17 protein-coding genes are annotated in these 24,596 nt (G+C 40.7%); 6 read left to right on the forward strand and 11 right to left on the reverse strand.

Features of this window, described 5'->3' with window-relative positions; genetic code table 11:
- From ACQ2HE_RS16820 to porX, 5 genes are all read right to left on the reverse strand, one after another.
- On the reverse strand, positions 1–2,981 hold a 2,981-nt coding region (locus ACQ2HE_RS16820), incomplete at its 3' end, for a DUF6443 domain-containing protein (RefSeq protein WP_430902477.1).
- A gap of 39 nt (positions 2,982–3,020) precedes the next feature.
- Positions 3,021–4,430, reverse strand: coding sequence for a hypothetical protein (locus ACQ2HE_RS16825; protein WP_430901208.1), 1,410 nt, complete (start codon positions 4,428–4,430; stop codon positions 3,021–3,023).
- A 33-nt stretch (positions 4,431–4,463) separates the two neighbouring features.
- Positions 4,464–4,799, reverse strand: a complete 336-nt coding sequence (locus ACQ2HE_RS16830; protein ID WP_430901210.1) for a hypothetical protein — start codon at positions 4,797–4,799, stop codon at positions 4,464–4,466.
- 13 nt (positions 4,800–4,812) lie between these two features.
- The gene (locus ACQ2HE_RS16835; RefSeq protein ID WP_430901212.1) at positions 4,813–8,739 is read right to left on the reverse strand and encodes a hypothetical protein; all 3,927 of its coding nucleotides are present in this window, start codon (positions 8,737–8,739) and stop codon (positions 4,813–4,815) included.
- Between the two features lie 517 nt (positions 8,740–9,256).
- Positions 9,257–10,813: a T9SS response regulator signal transducer PorX gene (porX, locus tag ACQ2HE_RS16840; RefSeq protein WP_430901214.1), complete on the reverse strand. Its 1,557-nt coding sequence runs from the start codon at positions 10,811–10,813 to the stop codon at positions 9,257–9,259.
- Positions 10,814–11,016: 203 nt separating this feature from the next.
- On the opposite strand from porX, the gene ACQ2HE_RS16845 reads away from it, so the two are divergent.
- The 6 genes from ACQ2HE_RS16845 (at position 11,017) to ACQ2HE_RS16870 (ending at position 17,523) form a co-directional block, all read left to right on the forward strand.
- Positions 11,017–12,234 (forward strand): HD domain-containing protein, encoded by a 1,218-nt coding sequence (locus ACQ2HE_RS16845; protein ID WP_430901216.1) that lies wholly within the window; start codon positions 11,017–11,019, stop codon positions 12,232–12,234.
- Between the two features lie 46 nt (positions 12,235–12,280).
- Positions 12,281–13,327, forward strand: a complete 1,047-nt coding sequence (gene lpxD, locus ACQ2HE_RS16850) for a UDP-3-O-(3-hydroxymyristoyl)glucosamine N-acyltransferase (protein WP_430901218.1) — start codon at positions 12,281–12,283, stop codon at positions 13,325–13,327.
- 518 nt (positions 13,328–13,845) lie between these two features.
- Positions 13,846–14,457, forward strand: coding sequence for an NYN domain-containing protein (locus ACQ2HE_RS16855; protein WP_430901220.1), 612 nt, complete (start codon positions 13,846–13,848; stop codon positions 14,455–14,457).
- A gap of 65 nt (positions 14,458–14,522) precedes the next feature.
- Positions 14,523–15,929, forward strand: coding sequence for a bifunctional UDP-3-O-[3-hydroxymyristoyl] N-acetylglucosamine deacetylase/3-hydroxyacyl-ACP dehydratase (locus ACQ2HE_RS16860; RefSeq protein WP_430901222.1), 1,407 nt, complete (start codon positions 14,523–14,525; stop codon positions 15,927–15,929).
- Positions 15,930–16,016: 87 nt separating this feature from the next.
- On the forward strand, positions 16,017–16,922 hold the full coding sequence (gene lpxA / locus ACQ2HE_RS16865) for an acyl-ACP--UDP-N-acetylglucosamine O-acyltransferase (RefSeq protein WP_430901224.1): 906 nt from the start codon (positions 16,017–16,019) through the stop codon (positions 16,920–16,922).
- A complete protein-coding gene (locus ACQ2HE_RS16870; protein WP_430901226.1) occupies positions 16,903–17,523 on the forward strand; it encodes an ABC transporter ATP-binding protein in 621 nt (206 codons plus the stop codon). Before lpxA ends, ACQ2HE_RS16870 begins: the two co-directional genes overlap by 20 nt.
- 554 nt (positions 17,524–18,077) lie before the next feature.
- On the opposite strand, the gene ACQ2HE_RS16875 is transcribed toward ACQ2HE_RS16870, so the two are convergent.
- From ACQ2HE_RS16875 to tsaE, 6 genes are all read right to left on the reverse strand, one after another.
- Positions 18,078–19,658 carry a DHA2 family efflux MFS transporter permease subunit gene (locus ACQ2HE_RS16875; RefSeq protein WP_430901228.1) on the reverse strand — a complete coding sequence of 527 codons (1,581 nt, stop codon included), beginning with the start codon at positions 19,656–19,658 and terminating at the stop codon, positions 18,078–18,080.
- A gap of 19 nt (positions 19,659–19,677) precedes the next feature.
- Positions 19,678–20,763, reverse strand: a complete 1,086-nt coding sequence (locus ACQ2HE_RS16880) for an HlyD family secretion protein (RefSeq protein WP_430901230.1) — start codon at positions 20,761–20,763, stop codon at positions 19,678–19,680.
- 17 nt (positions 20,764–20,780) lie between these two features.
- On the reverse strand, positions 20,781–22,100 hold the full coding sequence (locus ACQ2HE_RS16885) for a TolC family protein (RefSeq protein ID WP_430901232.1): 1,320 nt from the start codon (positions 22,098–22,100) through the stop codon (positions 20,781–20,783).
- Positions 22,090–22,728 carry a TetR/AcrR family transcriptional regulator gene (locus ACQ2HE_RS16890; RefSeq protein WP_430901234.1) on the reverse strand — a complete coding sequence of 213 codons (639 nt, stop codon included), beginning with the start codon at positions 22,726–22,728 and terminating at the stop codon, positions 22,090–22,092. The genes ACQ2HE_RS16885 and ACQ2HE_RS16890 overlap by 11 nt, the downstream gene beginning before the upstream one ends.
- 87 nt (positions 22,729–22,815) lie before the next feature.
- On the reverse strand, positions 22,816–24,030 hold the full coding sequence (locus tag ACQ2HE_RS16895) for an alanine dehydrogenase (RefSeq protein ID WP_430901236.1): 1,215 nt from the start codon (positions 24,028–24,030) through the stop codon (positions 22,816–22,818).
- A 71-nt stretch (positions 24,031–24,101) separates the two neighbouring features.
- On the reverse strand, positions 24,102–24,515 hold the full coding sequence (gene tsaE / locus ACQ2HE_RS16900; protein WP_430901238.1) for a tRNA (adenosine(37)-N6)-threonylcarbamoyltransferase complex ATPase subunit type 1 TsaE: 414 nt from the start codon (positions 24,513–24,515) through the stop codon (positions 24,102–24,104).
- Positions 24,516–24,596: the final 81 nt, after the last annotated feature.

Raw genomic sequence — 24,596 nt, forward strand, 5'->3', positions numbered from 1 at the left:
TTAGACGAGGCCATCGAAGCAAAAGAGTTGGTTAATGCGCTTACTAAGTCACTTAAGGCACTCGTGGGTGTTTGTGGACTGGCTCCCCCTGTTTTGTACCAACTACTTACTCTTACATTAAACTTGTCCCCTGCCATTACCTTTAAAATGATGGCCGGACCTAATTTATTACCACTTCCACTGGTTTTAGCAGCGTATGTATTAGGACTAGAATAACTGTCTGCCGGATAACCTGCGGGCTTTGTTGACCTCGTAGTATTAATATTAGCATATAATAGATTCTCTGCCGTACTAGTCGCTGTTTCCATGGTAGCAGCCGGATAGGCCTCAATCTTTTGCTCGTCTGTCAATACCATCCGAACGTTACCCAAATGATCTTTCAGCATGTAATCGAACTGAAAACTTGCTGCCGTTTCTCCATCCGCCGGCACAAATCTGATTCGACCTTCTTCGTGTCCAATCAATTGCAACACATCATTCTCGTATACTTGTTCGGCAGCATATAAAGTGGTAGTTGTTTTGTTGGGTGTCACTGTTTTATCCACCACAACCTTTTTTAATTTGTTGCCGGATGCATCATACGTATAGGTTATAGTATTGTTTTTTGTAATATCTGTCGGAGTCTTATTGACTGTTATAACTTGTGGCAGGTTCAGTAGGTTATAAGTAATGCTGGTAATATCTTTATTTTGATCCGTTATGGTATTACCATTATTGTCAAAAGAATAATCGTCACTTGTTGTATTCGAGCCATCTTTAAAATCGCCTAGCTTTGTTGCTGCATCATTAAAGGCATCGGTTACCTTTATCAACTTATTACTATTCGCCAGATACATATAAGATAAATCATCAATCTGAGCACTTCCTGCTAACTTGTAGCCAAACTGCTGCATTCGCAAGATGTTTCCATTCAAATCATAGGCAGTGCTGGCATTCACCCCATCACCCATTTTAACATCAAAATTGAATCCAGCCGTTTTATTAAATGTTCCATTTGTATACTGCGTAAAATCTGCTTTAAGCAATCGGTTCATTCCGTCGTAAGCAAAATCATATTTTCTTTTCTCACCGTCGCCTTTACTCTTCCATGTCATTCCCGCAATGTTTCCGTTATACTGCGCCGCCGAATATGACTGAGCTCCAACCAAAACACCGGTGATCTTGTCATAAGCCAAATCAAAACCAAAATAATTCGTGTTATTTTGATCTTTGGTATAATTCCTATTCGCTCCTAGTAACCAACCTCGAACATTGTAATCATATTGAAGGGACTCTAGACCACTTGTTCCAAAGCCAGGAGACAATGTTTTTTTCTTCAATTGCCCCAACTTATCGAACTCACTCTGCACCAATATTTTCTCTACACTGTTCAAGCCTGTTGAAGAACGAGCTTGCTTTTTAACTAAACTCATTCGCCCTAAATCATCGTATTCATACTTCGTCAAACATCCAATAGTTGCACTAGTACTACTAATCTTTGTACTTGTATAGTTTGCCAACATTTGGCCCGCATAGCTATATTGATTAGTAGTAATTGTTACACCACTATTTATAGTCTGTTGCTGACTCTGTATCATCCGACCATATTCATCATAGTAGCTTATTGTATACAAGTTCTGGGTGCTTTCCAAAACGTTAACCATTGAACCTGTAGGCATTCCCTTGGTCAATGCAGACTGACTTGGAAATTGTGTATACGGATAGGAACTGGAGGCAGAAAGAAGCAACCCATCATCACTCAGCGACCTAGATGAGCTGAAAGGATTTCCATTTGAAGCTAGCCATGAATAATTATCGTAAAATGTTTTCGTCAACACCGTTCCACCTGTTGTATTAGGATAAGAAGTGCTATTATAGGCCGCATCCATTAAAACCGTATGACTACTACTATTAACCAAAATACCTGTTTCAATTGGTCGGTTGTAAGAGTCATAAACAACATAGGACCATTTGTTTGCACTTCGCATATTGCCATCTTGCGTCATCACCAAACGATCTCTGGCGTCATACACCATTCTAACTTCTTCCGCTCCCGGAACTTTCTTTACAATCAAACGACCCCGTTTATCATATTCATAGCGAAAGCAAAGTTCGTTCATAATAGGTGTTGTTATCACCCAGGTTGTATTGATAGCAGCAACTGCTTTGGGAGGGACCACCGCTCTTAATCTGTTAAACTCGTCGTATACATAGAAAGTATGCGCCCATTCAGCTCCTAACTGAACACTTTTTAAAACAACAGCGCCATTTTTATCACTATATTGATATACTGTATTGCCATGCTCATCAATAGTTCCCATTCGGTACAACTCACCTGCGGCATAAACTCCATTTACTGTTGGTATGCTGCCAGGTGTTTGGCTTACCGACCATTTTTTTACATTGGTCTCTTCAGCTTGATTAAACGAATACTCATTAGTTACCCCCCTATTTGAACCCACCCAACTAATTCCCGGAGGCAATGTTTTCAAGACCCTTGCAAGTGGAGAAGCTTCAATATTCACTTGGCTGTAAAAATAACTCTCCCCCTGTCCTGCATATTGGGCATTCATAAAAGTTCCTTGTTGCTGAAATGGATTCAATTTAAAACCACCGTCATTGGTAGATGTATTTCCACCGGTGGTATTAGCAGCAAAAGGAAGATAGCTATTCACCTCTTGTCCCAATGAATTGTAAAGGTTGGGAACAACCATATCAACAGCAGCGCTGCCCGTCTCCAAAGAACCTTGCTTGATAACCGTTTGTAAAGGACGACCTAACCCATCAAAATACTGAGTTGACATTTTAACATCTCGAAGCGGTCTCGTTGGCAATACGCTTGCACTTGCTTCAGGAGCTGAAGCCTCCCAAACACGCACATAATTTACTTCAATTGAACTACTGTAAGTTGTTTGTGATTTCAGTCCCAAAAAGCTACCTAAGCAGAAAACTAAAGCGGCAGAATATATCAAAAGACGTTTAAAATCAAAATTGAAAAGCATCGCTCAAAAGAATTGGTTTATTTAAATTTTATTGTTGATCTACCTAAAATTGTAAGAATATCTAAAAACAAGTGGCTGATAGTTGGGCGAGTTCGCTTTACCAATAAAATCCCATAACACTTGAACTTTTGTTTTCTTAAAGAATTTCGAATTCAAAGAGACTATCTTGCTCACGCCCACAAGACCCGACTTCTGCCAAGGACTGAGATTAGAAAAAATACTCAAGGTGTTGATCCTATCCCAATAATTCAGTTCAAACCCACCGGTAGCCCAAAAACTACCTTTCAACTTAATATCCAAAAAGGATCTAAGTGCTAGTCCTTGCGAACTCAATCGAATATTTCGAATGCCCTCACCCCATCCAAGCTTGAAACTTGAGCCAAGACCAACCACACTCTTATCACTCAACTTGTATCCAGCACTAAAGCCAACATCACTCGTAACCGGGAAAAAACTATTACCCCGATTTGACTGCACATTAGAACCTACCTCCACTCTTCGCCAAAAACTTTTCGTCTTCTGATTATTTGGTTTAAAATCCGGTAAATCTTCTAATCCATCCGGATTTTTAGCAAGTTTAGACTTTAACTGCTCTAACTGACCTTGGGCTCCATTCAAGTTTTGCCTTATAGCTTGCAGATCCATTGTTCCTATCTGTTGTTGAATCATAGCAGAAACTTGAGATCTAGTCTGCAGTCCTGCCAACAGACTCAGTCCACTAGGATCTGAAGGGTCGTCAGGAATCCTAAATAGTGAAGCCAGTTCAGAGTGCTCCCTCATAAACTCTTTGAATTGAGGAGTTTGACTTAAAACTTTCAAAATTTTTTCTTCCGCTTTTCGAGGCTCCTGAAAAACTTGCTTGACTTCGTTAACACTTGCATTCAAATAGTAGAGCTCCTTTGAATAGCTCTTTAAGTACTTTGCGAAATCAACATCATTTAATTTCTCACGTAAAAATGCCTTTCGTTCGTTAAGTAAAGTCGAAAGCTCTCGACCTTCTTTAAGTTTATTTCTAAATTCAATTAGATTAGCTCGGGAATTAGATAGTGTCTTTGCACCATTTTGTAAGTGCGTCAAATCATTAGAACCTTTGCCAAAAAAATCTAATCCGGTGATCAGGGTATCTAATCGCCCAAAATAATTGGAGTTGGATGGCTTTGAAATGCGACTCATAACAGTGCCAAAAAACTGACTACTGTTCGACCTCATAATTTGTGCTTTGCTACTATCGATCTTGGAAAGCTTCTTTAGGAGTTTATTCTCGATTCTTTGAATCTTTTTCAAATAACGCTTCTCAGCTTTTTCTATGTCGCTAACAAACCTATTTGCGGACTCACCCATTCTTTCGATGTTTACAAGATCTGCTTGTCTAATAATTGCAGACGAATCTTGGGCCATCATCTGACCTTCGAGCATCAAAGCAACTATCAAAAGAAAACAATATTTCATGTTAATGAGAATAAAGGTTTTGAAATAACATCCCTAGTCATTTCGAATAAGCAAGGCCTTTTTTTGTTTGTATAACAAAAATTTTTCCGTAGGAAGGACAGCTTGGTATAAGGAGTCTCTCTTATTTTCTATCTGCTGAATCTGTTTTCGAACAGTTTCGTAATCCCCACTACTTGTCATTTTCTCCTTCTTTTCCGAGTTGATTTGTTTATTAATGACAAAGATGCTGTCCCTGATGGAAACCGTTAAACCCAAGGAGTCTCTCATTCTATTCGCAATTTTTTCCGCAAGCAAGTCAGCTGAATCCGCCGTTTGACCTTTTACGCCATAAGCACACACCACCAATAAAAATGACATAAGTACTTTCATATCAGTTTGATTTTTACATGATAAAACTACAATCTGAGGCACTCTCTTCTGTATAATTGGGAGACCATGAACCATCAGACCATTCATAGTGAAACGTACAGATATATAGCCCACGAGAATAGTCATAAGTAGACCCAGTGTACACTTTCCATCCGGTACTACACACGTCGTTGATACATTTTTTATCCGGCCCGAGGCAGTTACCTGAATTACAAAGTGAAACAGGACAGGAAGTGGTGTTATAGGCTACCACTACTGTTCGAGTTGTATTATAACTAGCGCTGCAAGGATTCATGTCTCGTTGCAATTGCACCTGATTGCCCGTATTGGATCCTCCGGATGTTTCGCAATACACAGAGCCTTCATTTTGCCACAGTGGAGCACAAACCCCAAAACGAAACTTATACTCATATTGCTTAACAATATTGGTATTGTGATCCCTTATTCTAAGCAATCTGAACAAACCATCATACTCATAAGTTTGATTCCTTGAATTATGATTGGTCTCTTTTAAAAGACCAAGAATTGAATTGTATTCGTAGGTATTTACAAATGCATTGGTGAGTAGCGATTGGCTTCTCAAAGTATTCAAGTTTCCACTCACAGCATCATAAGCTGTTTTCAGATTTGCGTAAGATACTCCTGATGCTTTTACAATTGGCACTGAGTTGTTTAATCCCCATATATAAGACGTTAGCACGCCAGATTTCGGCAAAATTTCTACTAGATTACCATTGGCGAACTTAGCACTAGATTCTTCTTCATAACGAGAATCTTTGACCATTGTACTAGTGTTTACTGTTGAAGTAACAAATGTTGGACTAATTGTGCTAACCGGGAGAGAAAATACTTTCGCAGGAACAGGCATCGAACTGGGAGAAATTGCATATCCGTATTGAACAAAACTAGCACTCATAAGATTATTTGCATTCCATGAAGTAGTCTCAATTGGAGTATTCATATTTCTTGCTCTAAGCTCTAGAACTGGCTTCAACAAAGCATCTGCAGTGGCATCTTTCCAGTTCAACATGCATGAATTGTAGGTACTATTATCATTCGATATTTTTGTTTTACGAGTATTTACATACGTGATTCTCAAATCTGATAGCTCCTTAATATAAGCCTGCCATGCCCACCAACGACAAAGGTGTGTAGAACAAGTATCTTTTCTTTGGTTGTAGCGAAGTAATGCAGCAGCAGTAGAGGTAGCATAAGCATTCCATCCATCTTTTATGGTATCACAATTAGCAACCCTGTAGTCGAACGAATATTTGATTCTACTTTCAAGCACTTCACCCTTTGAAGAGGTAGCTGAAGTTCTCGTAGCCATAGTATGATAAGGACTCTCGAAATAGGTATTAGACGTTTTAAACATACTAGCAGAACTACCGGGAGCGTAATCCTTTTCAACAACTTGCATTTGCACTTTTTTAGAAGTCACTAAGTTGTAATAAGAAGGAAGCATTGCATTAACTGGAGCAATTGGTGAAATTGCCACCATTAATGCCGGTGTTTTGATAGAATCCTCAACATACGTATGATAATACTCAGTTTCCTTCAGAATCTGACCGCTTTCATTAAAAACACCAACATATTTCAAATCCCCACGTTTATACTCAAAAGGATAAGGTACAAAAGGATAATTCACTACACCGGGTTCACATCCCGCATTAGTAGTTATGGAACGAACTGCAACATCAGACACATTTATGTCCCATAAATCTGATCCATAATAACGATAGACTGTATATCCGCCACCTGTTCTACTTTCTTTAACTTCATTGTAGCCAATATGATTTCCTTGAGTAGTTGAAAGAGGTCTGATCGTAGCACCACTTTTGGCAAATGCAGAGCCGTTACAATCAACACAACCATACATGCCGCAATTGGGTCCATCTTGAAACCCGACATCCCTCCATATATCATTTCTTATTTTATAAACATACGTCGGTCTGCTGTATAATATACCAGTACTTTTTCCATTGGTAAAGTAAGAGTAGTTCGTTACTTGATTATTTGCAACTGAAACACCGTCATAATGTGTAATTGTCTTTATCCTAAGTCCTCCTACTGTTTCATCTTTTTGGATGGCAGAAGTGATCCATTCATCAAAGTTGGCTATAGCTGGATAACCACTGGTATTGGTCAATTTTTTCATCTCAATTCTGTAGGATCCCACAGGATAATTCAAATTAGTGGTAAAGCTTGCACCTGCTTCTAATACCCATCCGTTGACTTGAACATTATCAGACACCCGATATACATTCAGAAAAGCCTGCGTACCAACATTTGAGTTGGTAAAAGTTAGTTTGTAAGTATTTCCGGTGAATGACCTCGTACTTACAACCCAATTAGGACTTGCGTCTCCGCCGGCCGCTTGTGTAAAGCGAAACTGCCACTCTCCTTTTGTATAACTTACCCAAGTCTTGTGTGCTTCAAAGTCGAAGTCGGTATATCCTCCCGTAGGGTAATTAATCCTTTTTAATGATCCGGCTCTCATGGCTGGCCATGCTGCGTCCCTGTTTGCACCATTCACTTGTGTGAATGTATTCACTGTGTAAGTCGGAACTAATCCTGTATTTGAGTTAGCCCCATTAATGAATCCCCAATGATCTACTCCAAAACTTAATCTCCGAGGGACAAACTCAGTAAAATATTCAAAGCTATAGGCAGGAATCACAACTGAATTATCACAAGATGATTCTTGCACTGTCTCCAATTTCAGTCTATTCCTATCCTTTGTTATTATTGGGTTAGAATTATTCCCGGGGACAAAATTCGATGGCACATTGGTGGTATTGTCTTGAAAATAACCGTACGAGAAGTTAAAAGATTTACACATTGAATTTCCATCTGAAATGGTAATGGATTGTAGAGCCTTTGCTTGTGTATTTGCATCGTCTACAAAAGAAATCGCGTCCCCATTTAGGTCAAGTCTGGCAGTGCTAGAGGCGTTGAAGTTCACAACTCCATTTGGCCAACTAACCTGAGAAAGTCTAACACCATTCGTTATATTTTTGTAAACTTTATATTCATTAGTACCAGAGCTACTTGCATCAACTGGAAATGCAGAGTACGTATAATAGGAATAATTCTCAGGGGCATACGTTAAATTAATCGCAAAAACCCCGTCTGCAGACTCAATTTTGTTCAAATACCAACTAGACACCACTTGCCCTTGATACGTGTTTACGCCGTCGAATGGAAACGTCTTCTCTACCGGATCCGTATCTGTTGTGATGGAGGTTCTACCGAATTGATATTTGGTTCCATCGGGAGTTATTACAAGGAAACTATCGATGCTCTTGCCTACACCAGGGGTATACCCATACTTGATCACTAAGTCCTGTTTGGGAACAGTAATTACAGAACCGTCATCATGAAAGTAGAATTTACCGGAAATTCCCGCAAAATTGTAGTAAAAAATATCCGGCTCGCCATCTTTGCGTCCCTCAGCAAATTCAAGGTAATCTTGTCTTTGGGAAAAAGCATAGCCAGGAGCTCCACTGTATGGAGTTGCCCCAGGCACCCACAAATAATTATTGTAACCTTTATTACTAAGGTGGCCATAATCTTGTGCGGTAGCGCTACTGATATTCCTTTCATCAGGGGCACCTTGAACAGATCTAGTAATAACTCCGCCCGCATTCAATGACCAATTTGCTCCAACCCAGCTTGCAGGCTCCATCACTTTCAATCCTCCAGCGAAATAACTCAAGCTGATAGGAAGCCCAATTGATCCGTATTTAATACTGTATATAGGAATCGATACCTGCGGCAATCCAGTGTGTGAGTTTACCGGAAAATCTGCATACTTTCCCAATGAGGCTGCAGTTGGAGAGGCAATGTTAACCTCTTTGTATGGATTGTTCTGAGAGTAACTTTTATATGTAACTAATAGTGTTACTGTTATATATAAAATCAGTCTTAACTTCTTCATGTTAAACGGAATACAATAGATTAAATGAAATTTGACTTGTTAGAAAGAATTCTTCGACATTATATCAGGAATGAATAGTTGAGTGGATCGGCTCCGAAACTCTCTGGTATTATGAAAAGAGGAATTGACAACATTTGTTGTCGCAAAGATGAAAGATCGCATGACAATTAGACTTGGTTTAATAGCATAAAATTATAGTTACTAACAGAATAACGAACACGCTCACATGAATATTTTTTTGAAATAAGTGTAATTACTTATAAACCATATCAATATACGAATAAAAAAAATATCCCGACTAGCAATTGCACCCTAAGCAAATTCAGCACATTAATACTAAAACTGATTGTAGGTATAAAAATTAATTACGCTGCTAACTCTTTAGAGTTACATAAAAAATCGATAAAGATTTAGTTTCCTTTATAGTCCTAGATCAGAAAAGACTTAAATCTGAAAACATTTCTTAGTATACTTATCAATCGCTTTCGGCATTAATGAATAGATTAGGCTCAACAACTTATTTCGATGTCATTTTAATCACCGGCACAATCATTTCTTCCAAACTCACGCCTCCGTGCTGGAAAGTATTTTTGTAGTAGTTCACGTAGTAGTTGTAATTATTGGGATAGCATAAGAATCCGTCTTCACGAGCGAAGATGAAAGAAGAGTTCACCGTTGGAACCGGCAATCCCGCTTCTTTGGGATCGCGGAATGCCAATACGTCTTTGGGCTCGTAGTTCAAGTTTCTGCCGTGCTTGTATCGTAGATTGGTGGTGGTTTGCTTGTCGCCAATTACTTTGGCGGGCGATTTCACGCGCACACTTCCATGGTCGGTGGCTAAAATCAAATTGATCTTCTTATCTGCAATCTTTTTTAAGGCTTGGTGTAAAGGAGAATGTTCAAACCAACTCTTGGTTACAGAGCGATAACTCATTTCATCTCCGGCCAATTCTTTCAATACTTCCATTTCAGTGCGGGCATGACTGAGCATGTCAACGAAATTGTACACAATCACGTTCAAATCGTTGCCCATTAAGTTGTGGATATTGTTGACGAGGTCTTGACCGGCCTGATTGTTCAATATCTTGGTATACGAAACTTTGAGATCGTCTTTTTTAAGTCGCTTCAATTGAGCCTTGAAGAAATCTTCCTCAGCCATGTTCTTCCCTCCCTCCTCTTCATCGTTCTTCCACAAATTGGGGAATTGCTTTTCTATTTCGATGGGCATCAACCCCGCAAAAATAGCATTGCGCGCATATTGGGTGGCGGTAGGAAGAATGCTGTAAAAAGTATCTTCTTCCAAAATGCGAAAACTTTCAGAAAAGATCGGTTGAATGGCTTTCCATTGGTCAAATCGCAAATTGTCGATCAGTATAAAGAAGGTGGGCACTCCCTTCTCAACATGAGGCAGCACTTTAAACTGCAACAGGTTATTGCTCATTACAGGTGCATCGTCTGATTTTGGATTCACCCATTTCGCATAATTTCTACTTACAAATTTGAAAAACTCCGTATTGGCTTCGCTTTTCTGGCTCTGCAATACTTCACGCATTTCAGGACTATCGCTCTTCTCCATTTCCAATTCCCAGTACACCAATTTTTTATAGATGTCCATCCACTCGTTGTGATCGGGATTGCTGTTCAAAGCCATGAACAAATTGCGAAACTGTTGTTGATAGGCAGTAGTGGTTTTCTCGGCAACGAGTCGCTTGTTGTCGATAAGTTTCTTCAAACTCAACAAAACCTGATTCGGATTCACCGGTTTAATAAGGTAGTCGCTGATTTGAGATCCGATCGCTTCGTCCATCAAATTCTCTGTTTCATTTTTAGTGATCAATACAATGGGCAGACTTTGTTTGATCTCTTTAATTTTTGCCAAGGTTTCCAAACCGGTAATGCCGGGCATGGTTTCATCTAATAGTACTACATCTACTGCTTCTTCCTTAATGAAATCGATGGCATCGAACCCATTGGTGAACGTAGATACTTCGTAGCCTTTGTTTTGCAGAAACATTTTATGTGATTGCAAACTCTCGATTTCATCATCAACCCATACAATTTTTGCGGTAGCCATAGATATAGTTTAGTTGTAAAGCGTGAAAATAGGCGTTAGGCTTTAGGCTTTGGGCCTTAGGTTTTGGGTAAAAATCATGTGTCTTTTAAAATCAAAACCTGGTAGCCTCTCAAGATAACGCTTACAAACTAATAAATCTTTTTAATCGGAACAGGGTTTGTACATTTGTCGGCTAGATTTTAACAAAATCGTAAGCAGCGTTTATGAATGCGAAAGTTCGGAAAATCATCAACGACCCGGTTCATGGGTTCATTACCATCGACGATCCTTTGGTATTTAAAGTGATCTCCCACCCTTGGTATCAGCGTTTGAGACGAATTCATCAGATGGCTTTTGCGCATTTGGTGTATCCCGGTGCGGTTCATACTCGTTTGCACCATTCTTTGGGCGCCTATCACCTTATGTGTTCGGCCTTGACCGAATTGAAGAGCAAAGGTGTTGAAATCACCCCCACAGAAGAAACAGGAGCCAAAATCGCCATTTTGCTGCACGATGTGGGCCACGGACCTTTTTCCCATGCGCTGGAACGCGTATTGGTGAAAGGCGTGCATCATGAGGATATTTCAATCCATATTATGAAGGTCTTGAATGCAGAATTGGACGGTGCTTTACAAACTGCTTTGGACATTTTCACCAATAACTACCCCAAACCATTTTTGCACCAGTTGATCTCCGGACAATTGGATGTAGATAGAATGGATTATTTGAGTCGCGACAGCTTTTTCACCGGTGTTTCTGAAGGGGTCATTGGTTACGACCGCATCATTAAGATGCTCACCGTACATGAGGGGGAATTGATGGTGGAAGAGAAAGGCATTTATTCTACGGAGAAGTTTTTGGTGAGCCGTCGTTTGATGTATTGGCAAGTGTACCTGCATAAAACCGTATTGGGTGCGGAAAAGCTATTGGTGAAGATCTTTGAGCGGGTACGCGATTTGCATTCTCAAAACATTGCAGTAAGCAGCGGTTCCATTACATTGGATTTCTTTCTCGACCACAATTCAGAGGTGAATATGGAAGAGCATTTGGATCGCTTCTGCAGGCTCGATGATTTTGATGTAATGATGGCCATAAAGAATTGGTGTTACCATTCCGATATTGTTCTCAGCAAATTGTGCAATGCTTTGGTCAATCGCAAGCTCTTCAAAGTAAAACTACAGGCGGCTCCAATTGATGCAGCGGAAGTGAAGGAGAAGAGAGCGGCCATGTCGGCAGCGTTAGGAATCAAAGAAGCGGCGGCTGAATATTTAATCTTCACAGGAGAAACTACCAATACCACTTACGACCCTACTGAGGAAAAGATCAAAATTTTGTTCAAAGACGGAACGGTAAAAGACATTTCAAAAGTTGACAATGCATTGATTCAGCAGTCTTTGGCCAGCCCTGTAAAAAAATATTATATTTGTTATTTGGGACTATAGTCCTTCAAATAAGAAGTAATAGATCAAGAATAAACAGCCACATTTTATGACCTTTTCAGCCGCTCAAATAGCCTTATTAATTCAAGGAAAAGTTGAAGGAGATGCCACGGTTTCAGTAGCATCGTTTGGAAAAATTGAAGAAGCAAAAAGCGGCCAATTGGCATTTCTGGCGAACCCTAAATACGAAGATTACCTCTATACAACGGAAGCCTCGATCATCATCATCAATGAAAGTCAGGAATTGAAGAAGCCTATTCCTGCTACCCTAATTCGAGTTCCAAATGCCTATTCAGCTTTCGCAACCTTATTGTCGAAATACCAGGAATTTGCCACTCAACAATTGCAGGGGGTACAAGAGCCTTCTTATATTTCCAAAACAACTAGCATGGGTTCCAATGTTTTCATTGGAGCTTTTGTATACACCGGAGAGAATGTAAAAATTGGAAACAATGTGAAGATCTTCCCGCAGGTGTTCATTGGCAATAATGTTACCATTGGCGACAATACCATTTTGCACCCCGGAGTGAAAGTATACCATGAATGCGTGGTGGGCAAGAATGTAACGGTGCATTCAGGAACGGTGATTGGGGGTGATGGATTTGGATTTGCACCTCAAGCCGACGGTAGTTTTCAGAAAGTACCTCAAATTGGAAATGTAATTGTGGAAGATGGGGTAGAAATTGGGGCCAATACTACTATTGACCGCGCTACTATTGGATCTACTGTAATTAAGGCAGGAGCGAAACTCGACAACCTCATTCAAATAGCTCACAACGTAGAAGTTGGCAGCAATACGGTGATTGCGGCTCAAACAGGTGTGAGTGGCAGCACCAAAATTGGCAAGAATGTAATGATTGGTGGTCAGGCCGGAATTGTAGGCCATATTACCATTGCTGATGGCAGCAAGATCAATGCTCAAAGCGGGGTAAGTAAGGCCATTAAAACGCCCGGCACCGCAGTAACCGGATCGCCGGCATACGATTACACCTCAGCACTCAGAGCCCAGGCTGTAAGTCGCAACCTTCCCGAAATGGAAAAGCGACTTAAAGAGTTGGAAGCCAAAATAAAAGAGCTGGAAGCGAAACTTTCATAGTTGATTTCTTTACTCACTCATCATACCTGCACCTACTTATAATTACCAAATTTGGTGATCACTCTATTGTATAAGTTTTGACTTATCACGTTACAATTGCTTACATAACATTGAATTAATTGTCATCCAACTTTTAAAAGTAAAATTGGAGCAGGATGTTAAGCAAACACATATTTAAAAGCTATTAATCTCGAATCACAGATTTGCCAACCATTTTAAGCTTTCTATTCAAATAGACCGCTTCGAAATCATCGAAAACACAATAAGCCTTCTAGATTAACCGATAACAATCAACGAGTAGTACAACAAAAAATTGGAAGAATCGGGTGTAAATCGGGGTCTTAAATGCAAAATATTCAGAACTTGTAGTCAGTAAAATGGACGGAACCAAGTTTGTATTCTATATCTAAAGAACGAACGCCTCCTTTCGGAGGCGTTAACCATAGATACCATCCATGGCGATGTGATACAAAAATAATTTTTTTCTCGACAAAAAATACTCTTTTACAACTTTTTTTATGCAGTTAAGAGCGAGATTTTATATCGATGGATTCAATTTGTATTTCGGTTTAATGAACTCAGGATACAAAGATTGTAAGTGGTTAGATATTAAATCACTCTGTATGAAATTAATGAATAAAGAGCATGATTTATTTGGAGTTAAGTACTTCACATCCTCTGTAAAAAACGATCTTGCCAAGAAGAAAAGGCAAGATGTTTATATTGAAGCATTGTATAGCAGTGAGGTAGATATATATTGGGGGCAGTTTAGATCAGAATTGCAGAAATGTGAAATTTGTGGCAATGATTATTGGCAGCTGAAAGAAAAGAAAACAGACGTTAACATTGCTACACAGTTAATGGTTGATGCTTATAAAAACGAATTTGATGTTGCGTATGTAATTTCCGGTGATTCCGACTTGGTTCCCCCGATAAAACACATTCGCGAGATTTTTCCTTCGAAGCAAATTTTCATCGCTTTTCCTCCTAGTAGAACTTCCGACGAATTGAAACTTTATGCAAATAGTAGCTTCAAAATTGGCTACAAAAAATTAAAAGACTGTCAGTTCCCTGAAAACTTGCCGAATAAATACGGCGAGCTAATTCAGAAACCGAAAGAATGGTTGTAATCCATGATTAGATTGAAAATCAGTCCTGTTTATATGGTACGGCATTGATTTACTATCTTTGCCGAATGGACGCAAGTTTTAATCCCGATAAGCAACATACGCTCTCAACAGCGATCAGCATTTCCGGAACCGGTTTGCATACCGGCGTGAATGTAGACATGACGCTAAAGCCCGCTAACCCTGGCTTTGGCTTTCAGTTTCAACGTATTGACTTACCCGGACAACCCATCATTAAAGCCGATTGTGACTTAGTAACCGATACCAGTCGTGGTACTACCCTCGAAGACAATGGCGCCAAAGTAAGCACCGTAGAGCACGTTTTAGCGGCCCTCGTGGGAATGGGAATCGACAACTGTTTGATTGAAGTGAATGGCCCTGAAATGCCCATTATTGATGGTAGCAGCCAGCCCTTTGTTGAAATCATTGAAGAAGCCGGAATTTTAGAACAAGATGCTGCCAAAGCTTGGTACAGCATTGACACCAACCTTACGCATTTCGACGAATTGAAACGTGTTGAAATGACCGCGCTTCCGGCTACAGAATACAAAGTAACTACCTTAATTGATTTTAATAGCCCCGTATTGGGCACGCAGCACGCGGGTTTGAAGAGTTTGCGCGAATTTAAAGCGGAAATATCTCCTTGCCGTACGTTCTGTTTTTTGCATGAATTGGAAATGCTGTTGGCACACAACCTCATCAAGGGTGGTGATATCAACAATGCTATTGTTGTAGTGGACCGCAAGACCACGGAGGAAGAAATGGCCCGTTTGGCCAAGGCCTTCCGCAGAGAGAAAATTGAAGTGAAAAGCGAAGGTTATTTGAACAATTTAGAATTGCGTTTCCCTAATGAACCGGCACGTCACAAACTGTTGGATGTAATTGGAGATTTGGCCTTGATTGGTTACCCCATTAAGGCGCATATCATTGCGAACCGCCCGGGCCATAGCAGCAATGTGGATTTTGCCCGTAAGATCAAGCAATACATTAAAAAGAACAAGCATACGAAAGATGTTCCGGTGTACGATCCCAATCAGCCACCGTTGTACAATCTTCAGCAAATTGAAAAGAAGTTACCGCATCGCTATCCTTTCTTGTTGGTTGACAAGATCATCGAACTATCTGATCGTCATATAGTTGGGATCAAGAATGTAACCTTCAACGAAAACTTTTTTACGGGCCATTTTCCAGGCAATCCGGTGATGCCCGGCGTATTACAAGTTGAGGCTCTGGCACAAACAGGTGGTATTTTGGCCATGAATGCCATGCCTCCGGGGGATTATGATACTTATTTCTTGAAAATTGACAATTGTAAATTCAAGCAAAAAGTGGTGCCGGGAGATACTTTGATGTTGAAAATGGAGTTAACAGCACCGATCAGAAGAGGCATTTGTGAGATGAGAGGCACTGTTTTTGTAGGAAATAAGGTCGCCACAGAGGCTGATTTGGTCGCTCAACTCGTAAAAAGAGGTTGATTTTGAAGGAAAAAGGCGAAAATTGGATAAATTAAGATTATTTTTGTAAGTCGGGTCTAGCCCCGACACCCCCTTATAATAGTTTATTTGAAAGCCAACCGCCCATCTAAACCTAGTAAATTAGAACCCGTAATCGGCACAATACCTGATTCCGGAAAGGGGTCTATACTCAAGAATGTAAATAACATGATTCACCCGCATACGTATATTCATCCCCAAGCCAAGTTGGCAACCAATGTAAAAATTGATCCTTTCACCGTTATTCATCAAAATGTTGAAATTGGCGAAGGAACATGGATTGGAAGTAATGTAACCATCATGGAAGGCGCGCGCATTGGAAAGAATTGCCGCATTTTCCCCGGTGCTGTTATTGCAGCCATTCCGCAAGACTTGAAGTTTGAAGGAGAAGATACATTAGTGGAAATTGGTGATAACACCACCATTCGTGAATTTGTAACCATTAACAGAGGAACAAAAGATAAAGGCAAGACCAGTGTTGGTAATAATTGCTTGATCATGGCATATAGCCATTTGGCGCACGACTGTATGATCGGCAATAACTGTATCATGAGTAACAACACACAAATTGCAGGTCACGTAGAAATGGGTGATTGGGCTATTTTGGGTGGCATGTGTGCTGTGCATCAGTTTGTAAAAATTGGTCAGCATGCATTTGTAAGTGGTGGATCATTGGTGGGTAAAGACGTTCCTCCTTATATCAAAGCAGGTCGTCAACCATTGAGCTATTCAGGTGTGAACTCTGTGGGTTTGAAAAGAAGGGGATTTACCATCGATAAGATCAATCATATCTTAGAAATCTATCGTGTAATCTATAACAAGGGCATGAACACTTCTCAAGCTCTTGAGTATTTGGAGGAAGAATTCTCCGCTACCGACGAAAGAGATGAAATTGTAACCTTTATTCGTGAAAGTGGCAGAGGTATCATTAAACGCTATTCTAAAAATAGTGTGGATGAAGATATCGCTGACTAATGCCGGAAAGCGTTTCAACCGCGATTGGATCTTTCGCAAATTATCACAGGAATTTACTGTAGGACATTCTTATGCAATTGTTGGGCCCAATGGTTCCGGCAAAAGCACGTTGCTGCAAGCCATTGCAGGATCGCTGCAATTGAGCGAGGGTACCGTTGATTATTTTACTCATGATCAGCAAAAGATCGCCGCTGAACTGGTATTCAAACATGTTTCCCTAGCCGCCCCTTATTTAGAATTGATTGAAGAAATGACCGCCAAAGAGTTTTTGGAATTTCATGGTCAATTCAAAACCTTTCTACCCGGTAAAACAGTCGTAGGAATCTTAGAAGAAGTGGGATTGACCAAAGCTGCGGATAAGCAAATCCGTTATTTCAGCAGCGGTATGAAACAAAGAATGAAGTTAGCACAAGCAGTGTTTAGTGATACTACCCTACTCTTATTAGATGAGCCCTGCACCAATTTAGATCAAGAAGGCATTGCCTTGTACCAAAAACTGATTTCCAACTACAGCACCAATAGAATTGTTGTTATCAGCAGCAATGATGTGCAGGAGTATGGGAATTGTGAGGAGAGGGTGGAGATATTGAAGCACAAATAATTATTAATTAATAAGTAATAATTAATAATGAAACAGCCGAAATACAGGAGGGAGGATGGAGGAGACGAGGAGCGAGGAAATACAGAACCACGAAGGCTCAGAGGAACGAAGATTAATCTGTGAGAATCTGTTGTAATTCGTGTAATCTGTGGTCAAAAAAGCAAGAAAAAAATCTCTGCGATAGCTTTGCGAGCTTCGCGGTCTCTGCGGTGAACAACCCTTTAATTTTTCAATCAGTTTAAGCCTGCCTCAAAGAAAAGAAGCCCTTCGACACGGCCCTTCGACAAGCTCAGGGACCACGCAAAGATGCGCAATGAACTACGCTGCGTAATCGCTGCGTACGCTGCGACGCTGCGGTGAAAAAACTCTAAATTTTTCAACCAACTTACTCTCTACACCTAATTTCTTCAAAATCTTCTTCGACCTATAAAACAAGAAAGGAGTTGACATTGCAACTCCTTCCAAAAATTAAATGCATTCCCGCCTCAAATTCACACATCAACTAATTCTCACATTGACTCCTCGTCTCCTCGCTCCTCGTATCCTCTTTCTTTCTAATGCACATTACTCATATCCAATTTCCCTTCCTGCTTCTTACTTCTCACCATCAATACCAAGGGCACACAAATCAAGAACACAATTCCGATATAAAAGAACACGTCCATATAACTCAATACCATCGACTGTTTCGTGATGCTATAATCCATTAACTGGTACGCTCTTCCTAATGCAATATTAGAAGGTGCGCCCGACGCTTGCATGGCCATTTGAGTGCCTTGAACACGCGCTTGCACAACCGGATTATTCACGTCAAGATTTGACACCAAATCATTGCGGTGTACCATCTGTTGTTGCGCCATAAAAGTTGTGATGATCGCAATACCGAAGGATCCACCTAATTGTCGCATCATGCCTGTAAAAGCGGCTCCGTCACCAATCTCTCTTCCCTTCAACGTACTCAAGCTCAGTGTAGTAACCGGAATGAATAACAAGCCCATCGCAATACCGCGCAAAATCAACATCCAGAAAAACGCATCTTTTCCGGTATCGGGAGTTAAAATGCGGTACCCCCAGAAACAGAAGAAAAAGAACATCAACATCCCAATCGAAGTCAGTAGTTGTTTGTTTACTCCTGCTTGCAACATCTTCCCAATGAATGGCATCATGAAGGCTGTTGTTAATGCGGCAGGGACCAATAGAAGGCCTGACTGCGTTGCCGTCCAACCTAATGTTGCCTGTGTATACAGCGGGATAATAAACGTAGAACCATACAATCCAAATCCCATTATGAAAGACAAAATAGTACCTACCCTCAAATTCCCATTCGACAATACTCTCAAGTTCACAACAGGTTTCTTAGCCGTCCATTCTCTCCAAATAAAGAAGAAACATCCAAACACTGCTAGTACTGTAAGTAAGATAATTGTGTTGTTACTAAACCAATCGTCGTCGTGTCCTTTCTCTAAAATGTATTGCAATGAACCAACAAACAAAGCGAGCAATCCAATGCCCAACCAGTCTACTTGCGACATGGCCGTTTTCTCCGAATACTTTGGACTTCTCACAAACTGCATGGTGAGTAATGCTGCAATTACACCCAAAGGAATATTGATATAGAAAATATAAGGCCAAGAGGAATGTTCAACAATGTAACCTCCCAAAGGCGGACCAAGTGTTGGACCCACAATTACTCCCATTCCATAAATGGCTTGCGCCATCCCACGTTTTTCAACAGGATAACTTTCAGTGATAATGGTTTGTGAGGTAACCAAAAGGGCACCGCCTCCAATGCCTTGTAATAAGCGGAATAAAATCAATTCAGTAATGGTAGTACTTTGACCACACAAATACGAACAGATCGTAAATAGAATAATTGAAGCCGCGAAATAATTTCGTCTTCCAAATTGCTGGCTCAACCAACTGGTCATGGGAACGATGATTACGTTACCGATGGCGTAGGCTGTAATGACCCAACCAATTTCGCTGGTGGTTGCGCCAAGGTTACCCTTCATATCGTTCAATGCCACGTTTACGATGGTGGTATCAACGATTTCCAGCAAGGCACACATGATGGCCGTGATGGTGATGATCACCCTCCTCGAGCCATATTCCACTAATGATGCTGCGTCAACCATATAAAATGATTAAATAAGATTAATTAAGATGTACATCTACAATTACGTTCATACCCGGACGTAATTTCTTCACCAATGAATCCGATTTATTGAACTCAATTTTTACAGGGATGCGTTGAACTACTTTTACGAAGTTGCCACTGGCATTATCGGGAGGCAATAAGGCAAAAGTAGATCCTGTAGCAGGTGCAATGGATGAAAGTGTTGCTTCAAACTCATGATCGGGAAACACGTCTGCTTTCACTACTACTTTCTGTCCTTCAATCATTTTGTTCAATTGAGTTTCTTTGAAGTTTGCAGTAACCCAAACTTTATCGCTGTGAACGATGCTAAACAAAGACTGACCAGGCTGTACAAATTGACCGGCATGAACAGGTACTTTTGAAATCAATCCATCGTGCAATGCAGTGATAACTGTGTAAGAAAGGTTCAGTTCAGCAGCAGCAATTTCTGTTTTACGTTGTTGAATGGCTGCATTGGCCACACCAATTTGTTGTGCGGTTGCATTGCTTTGAGCTGATACGGCACTTACTTGCTTTACCACTTGTGCTTTTTGTTGTTGCAAAATAGCGACTTGCTTTTCAGCAGATTCTTTTGCTGCCAAAGCCTGTTCGTATTGTTGCTGCGTGATGGTTTTTTCTTTGATCAAATTTGCATAGCGATCAAAATCTTTCTGAGCTCTCCATAGGGTTACTTTTGCTGCTTCAATTTGTGCATCAACAGTTGAAATACCGGCACTGGCAGAGCTAATAGAAGCTTGTGAAGCTTTGGTAGAAGCTTCTGCAGTACCAAGATTCGCTTGAGCCGCAGTTAATGCAGCTTTTGCCTGTTCAAGGCGCACTTGATAATCGCGGTCGTCGATCACCAATAAAGTATCCCCTTTCTTTACGTTTTGGTTATCGCTCACATATACTTTAGCGATATAGCCACTTACGCGTGGAATGATTGGGGTAATATCGGCGCTGATTTGTGCGTCGTCGGTTTCTTCATGCTTTTGTCCATGTAGGTATTTGGAGATACCAAACCAGCCACCACCGATAACCAGAAGGGCTAGAATGATAATAAAAACGGGGTTCTTTTTTTGGGGAGCAGTTGCTGTTTCCATTGTATTCTTATTATAAATTATTTATTGAATTCGGTTGAAAGTACTCCGGCAGATTGCAAGAGTTTATGATAAGCTACAAATGCATCGGCACGTGATAAAGTAAAATTGAGTTTGGTTTGCAATTGGGCTAAATCTGCATCGAGTAGTTCAGTTGCGGTTGCCAAACTATTATCGAATTTATTCTTCACGATTCGATAGTTTTCTTTTGCTTGATCTAAAGCTTGTGCGTTTACTTCGATCTTTTTACGATTACTTATCAAGTTCAAATAAGACCTGTTTACTTGCAATTGAATTTGATCGTCGAATTGCGAATTGGCAAGATCAAGTTGATCTACTTGCGCCTTGGCAGATTTCAACTTGGCTTTTGATTGCCACAAAGAACTGATGGAATAACGTACACCAATTCCTGCGTTCAATGCGTTGGTTACTTTCAATACACCCGGAATATCGGCAGCAATATAACCACCGGTAAAACTCAGCGAAGGCAACATGCTTCCTTTGATAGAAGCGATGCCGAGTTCAGCAGCTTTTTTACGAAGAGCTATCTGTTCTTTTTCAGATCTGCCTTTTTGAGCTAATGAAAGATAATCTTCAAGCGTCCGCGCATCGTCTTTTTTTGCTAAGCCCGTTGTATCCAACATCAATTCGGTATTGGTTGGAAGGCCGAGCAATAGATCCATGTTTAAGTTGGCTACTTTCCAATTGTTCTCGGCGTCTAACAAAGCCAACTCAATATTAGAAGCTTGTAAACTTGCTTTCAACAAATCGTTGTGCGGCAATACGCCATTCTGCTCTAGGTTGGTAAAGTCTACCACACGCTGTTTGGCGGTTGCTAAGTTTTCTTTCAATAATACCAAAGCTGTTCTTGCTTTGAACAGATTCGCAAATGCCTCAATAGTGTTTTGGTACAATTCTTCTTTAGTAGATACTGTATCCAACGCGGTAGCTGCTTCCAAGAATTTCGCACTTTGAATGCCGTACTTGATGGTGCCTCCTGAATAAATGGGCACACTCAAATTTACCATTCCATATATCACATTGCTGGGCGCGGAAATACCTCCACCCGATCCACCGGAACTGCCGGAAGATTTCATTTCAATGTTAGGCTTGTTGAGCTGTAAATAGGACCCACTTACAGAAGCACTGGGAAGCTGGCGATCTTTGGCTTCCTCGGTAGCCGCTTGCGCTGCCACCAAATTGAGTTGTTTCGATTTCAATTGTTTGCTGTTCGATACACTCAGTGAAATAGCTTCAGGAAGCGTTAAGGTTCGCTTCTCTTGTGCTTGAACAGAAAGTGCACACAACATCACAACTACGAATAAATAGTTACGCTTCATTTGTCAATGTTGATTTAAAAATCTCTTTTAAATGTTTGTATAATTTCTCTCTAATTACTTGCTTGAATTCTTCATCGGATAAGTGCTCCAGATTGCTAAGAGCACGGTAATAATATTGTGTGGTAACCATGTTGTTGACTGCACCAAACATGGTGGTCATCAATAAAGGGAAATCAATTTCTTTTCTGAAACTTCCTTCATCTTGACCTTTGGTAACCACCCGATGAATGATTTCAAGGTTTCTTTTTCTCATGCCAAGAATCAATTCCTGAACTCTACTGGTTGAGGGCACCACCTGTTCTCTTACCATAATTTTATGGAAGGGCTGTTGTTGCAAAACCTTGTCAATATAATGTTCGATCAAAGAGTAAATGATCTCAAGCGGTTCTGAATTCGACTGATGCACCAGCACTTCCAGTTGAGTGGCCATTAGATTCGACTTGTATTCGAACATGGCTTCTAAAAGCTGATCCTTCGAACCAAAATAATAGGAAATCATGGCCAGGTTAACCTGTGCCTTTTCGGCAATGTCACGAACAGAAGTGCCATGAAAACCCTTTTCAGCAAATAGATGCTCGGCCGCATCTACGATCTGAATTTGCTTTTCATTCATTTTTCCTGTTTCCATGACCCAAAATTAAACAGTCGTTTAATTTAAACAAACGTTTAATTAATAGCTTAACAAAGCATTAACAAATGCGAAAGGGGCTATTTTTTAGCGACGGGAAGCGATGAGGAGGTTTAAGTCGGTGTATTTCAAGTCAAAACGCTGACTCAAATGGAAATTGGTAAGCGCTCCTTTGAACAGATAGATCCCGCTTCTAAGGTGTACTTTATGCCATACTAGCTTTTCAAAGCCACCCTCGTCGCCTGCTTCAATAAGCAAGGGGGTGAGTACATTGCTAATGGCTTGAGAGGCTGTACGGGCAAATCCGGAAGGAATATTGGGAACACAATAGTGGATGACCCCGTATTTCAAGAATATGGGGCTTTCATGAGAGGTAATTTCAGAAGTTTCAAAGCAGCCTCCGCGGTCAATGCTCACATCAATGATCACACTTCCGGGACGCATATTGCTTACCATTTCTTCGGTAACTACCACCGGCGTTCTGCTACCGGGAGTGTAAAGGGCACCCACAGCCACTTCGCAAGTCTTTAATTGCTTGGCGAGAATACGTGGTTCAATTACGGAAGTCCACAAACGGTGACCAATATTATTCTGAAGTCGTTTTAATCGATAGATACTGCTGTCGAATACTTTTACGGAGGCGCCGAGTGCGAGGGCCGCGCGAGCTGCGTATTCGCCCACAATTCCGGCTCCTAAGATGATTACTTTGGTGGGGGGGATCCCACTGATTCCACCCAACAAAACTCCCTTTCCATGATTGGCGGAACTCAAATACTGTGCAGCAATTAGCATTACAGCTGAACCGGCAATTTCACTCATGCTTCGAACGATGGGATAGCTATCACTATCGTCCTTTAAATTCTCGAATGAGATCGCCGTGATTCTTTTTTCCATCATTTTGGAAAGAATCTCGGCTTTCATTACACTCAAATGGATGGGAGAAACAATTACCTGATTCATTTGCAAGAGCGGCAAATCCTCTTCAATAACGGGTGCGCTCTTAACTATTACAGGAGACTTATAAACTTCTGCTTTGTCGTACACGATGCGGGCTCCGGCTTCGCTGTAATCTTTGTCGCGGTAATGAGCTGCTTCGCCGGCATTGTGTTCCACCATTACTTGATGCCCATTGCTCACCAACACGCCCACAGATTCGGGGGTGAGCGCAACCCTATTTTCCTGGAAAGCCGTTTCCTTAGGAATACCAATCATAAGTGGTGTGCCTTTGGGTTTAATATCCAAGGTTTCTTCTAAAGTTTCATAACTAAAAGAAGTGCTTATGATCGGCTTTTGTTGGGCCATGTGAACTTTGTTTTATTGCGGGTCGGTTACAATCCTTTCGGGATCAATATGGTGTTTCCAGTCAAAAATACTTAATTCTCTTGTATTTGAAGTACCCTACTACCGTCGTTTGTGATATCAATAGTAACATGTAGGGTTTCATCAGGAAAGATGCCCGGAGCTTTCTCCGGCCATTCTACAAAACATCTGGCGCCACTAAACAAATATTCTTCTACTCCGGCTCTCTGGGCTTCTACTTCGCTGCTCAAGCGATATAGGTCCATATGATAAATGGAACCTGTTGGTGATCGGTATTCATTGATTATAGAAAAAGTTGGACTACTCATGGTATCCTTTACCCCAGCCTGTTTGCACAGTTGTTGGATGAAGGTAGTTTTACCGGCCCCCATGTTTCCATGAAAAGCCACTACGGGATTGTTCTGGATCTGCTCCCACACTTGAGCGGCTACCTGCTCAATTTCACCTATTTGAAACGTGATTTTCATCACACAAAAATACTCTGATTTTTTGCAACCTTGTTTATTTTATATTCCCGACTTAGTAATAGATAGGCCGGGAAAGGATTT

This window comes from Endoryza foliicola, from assembly GCF_050589245.1.
Taxonomy (GTDB): domain Bacteria; phylum Bacteroidota; class Bacteroidia; order Chitinophagales; family Chitinophagaceae; genus Endoryza; species Endoryza foliicola.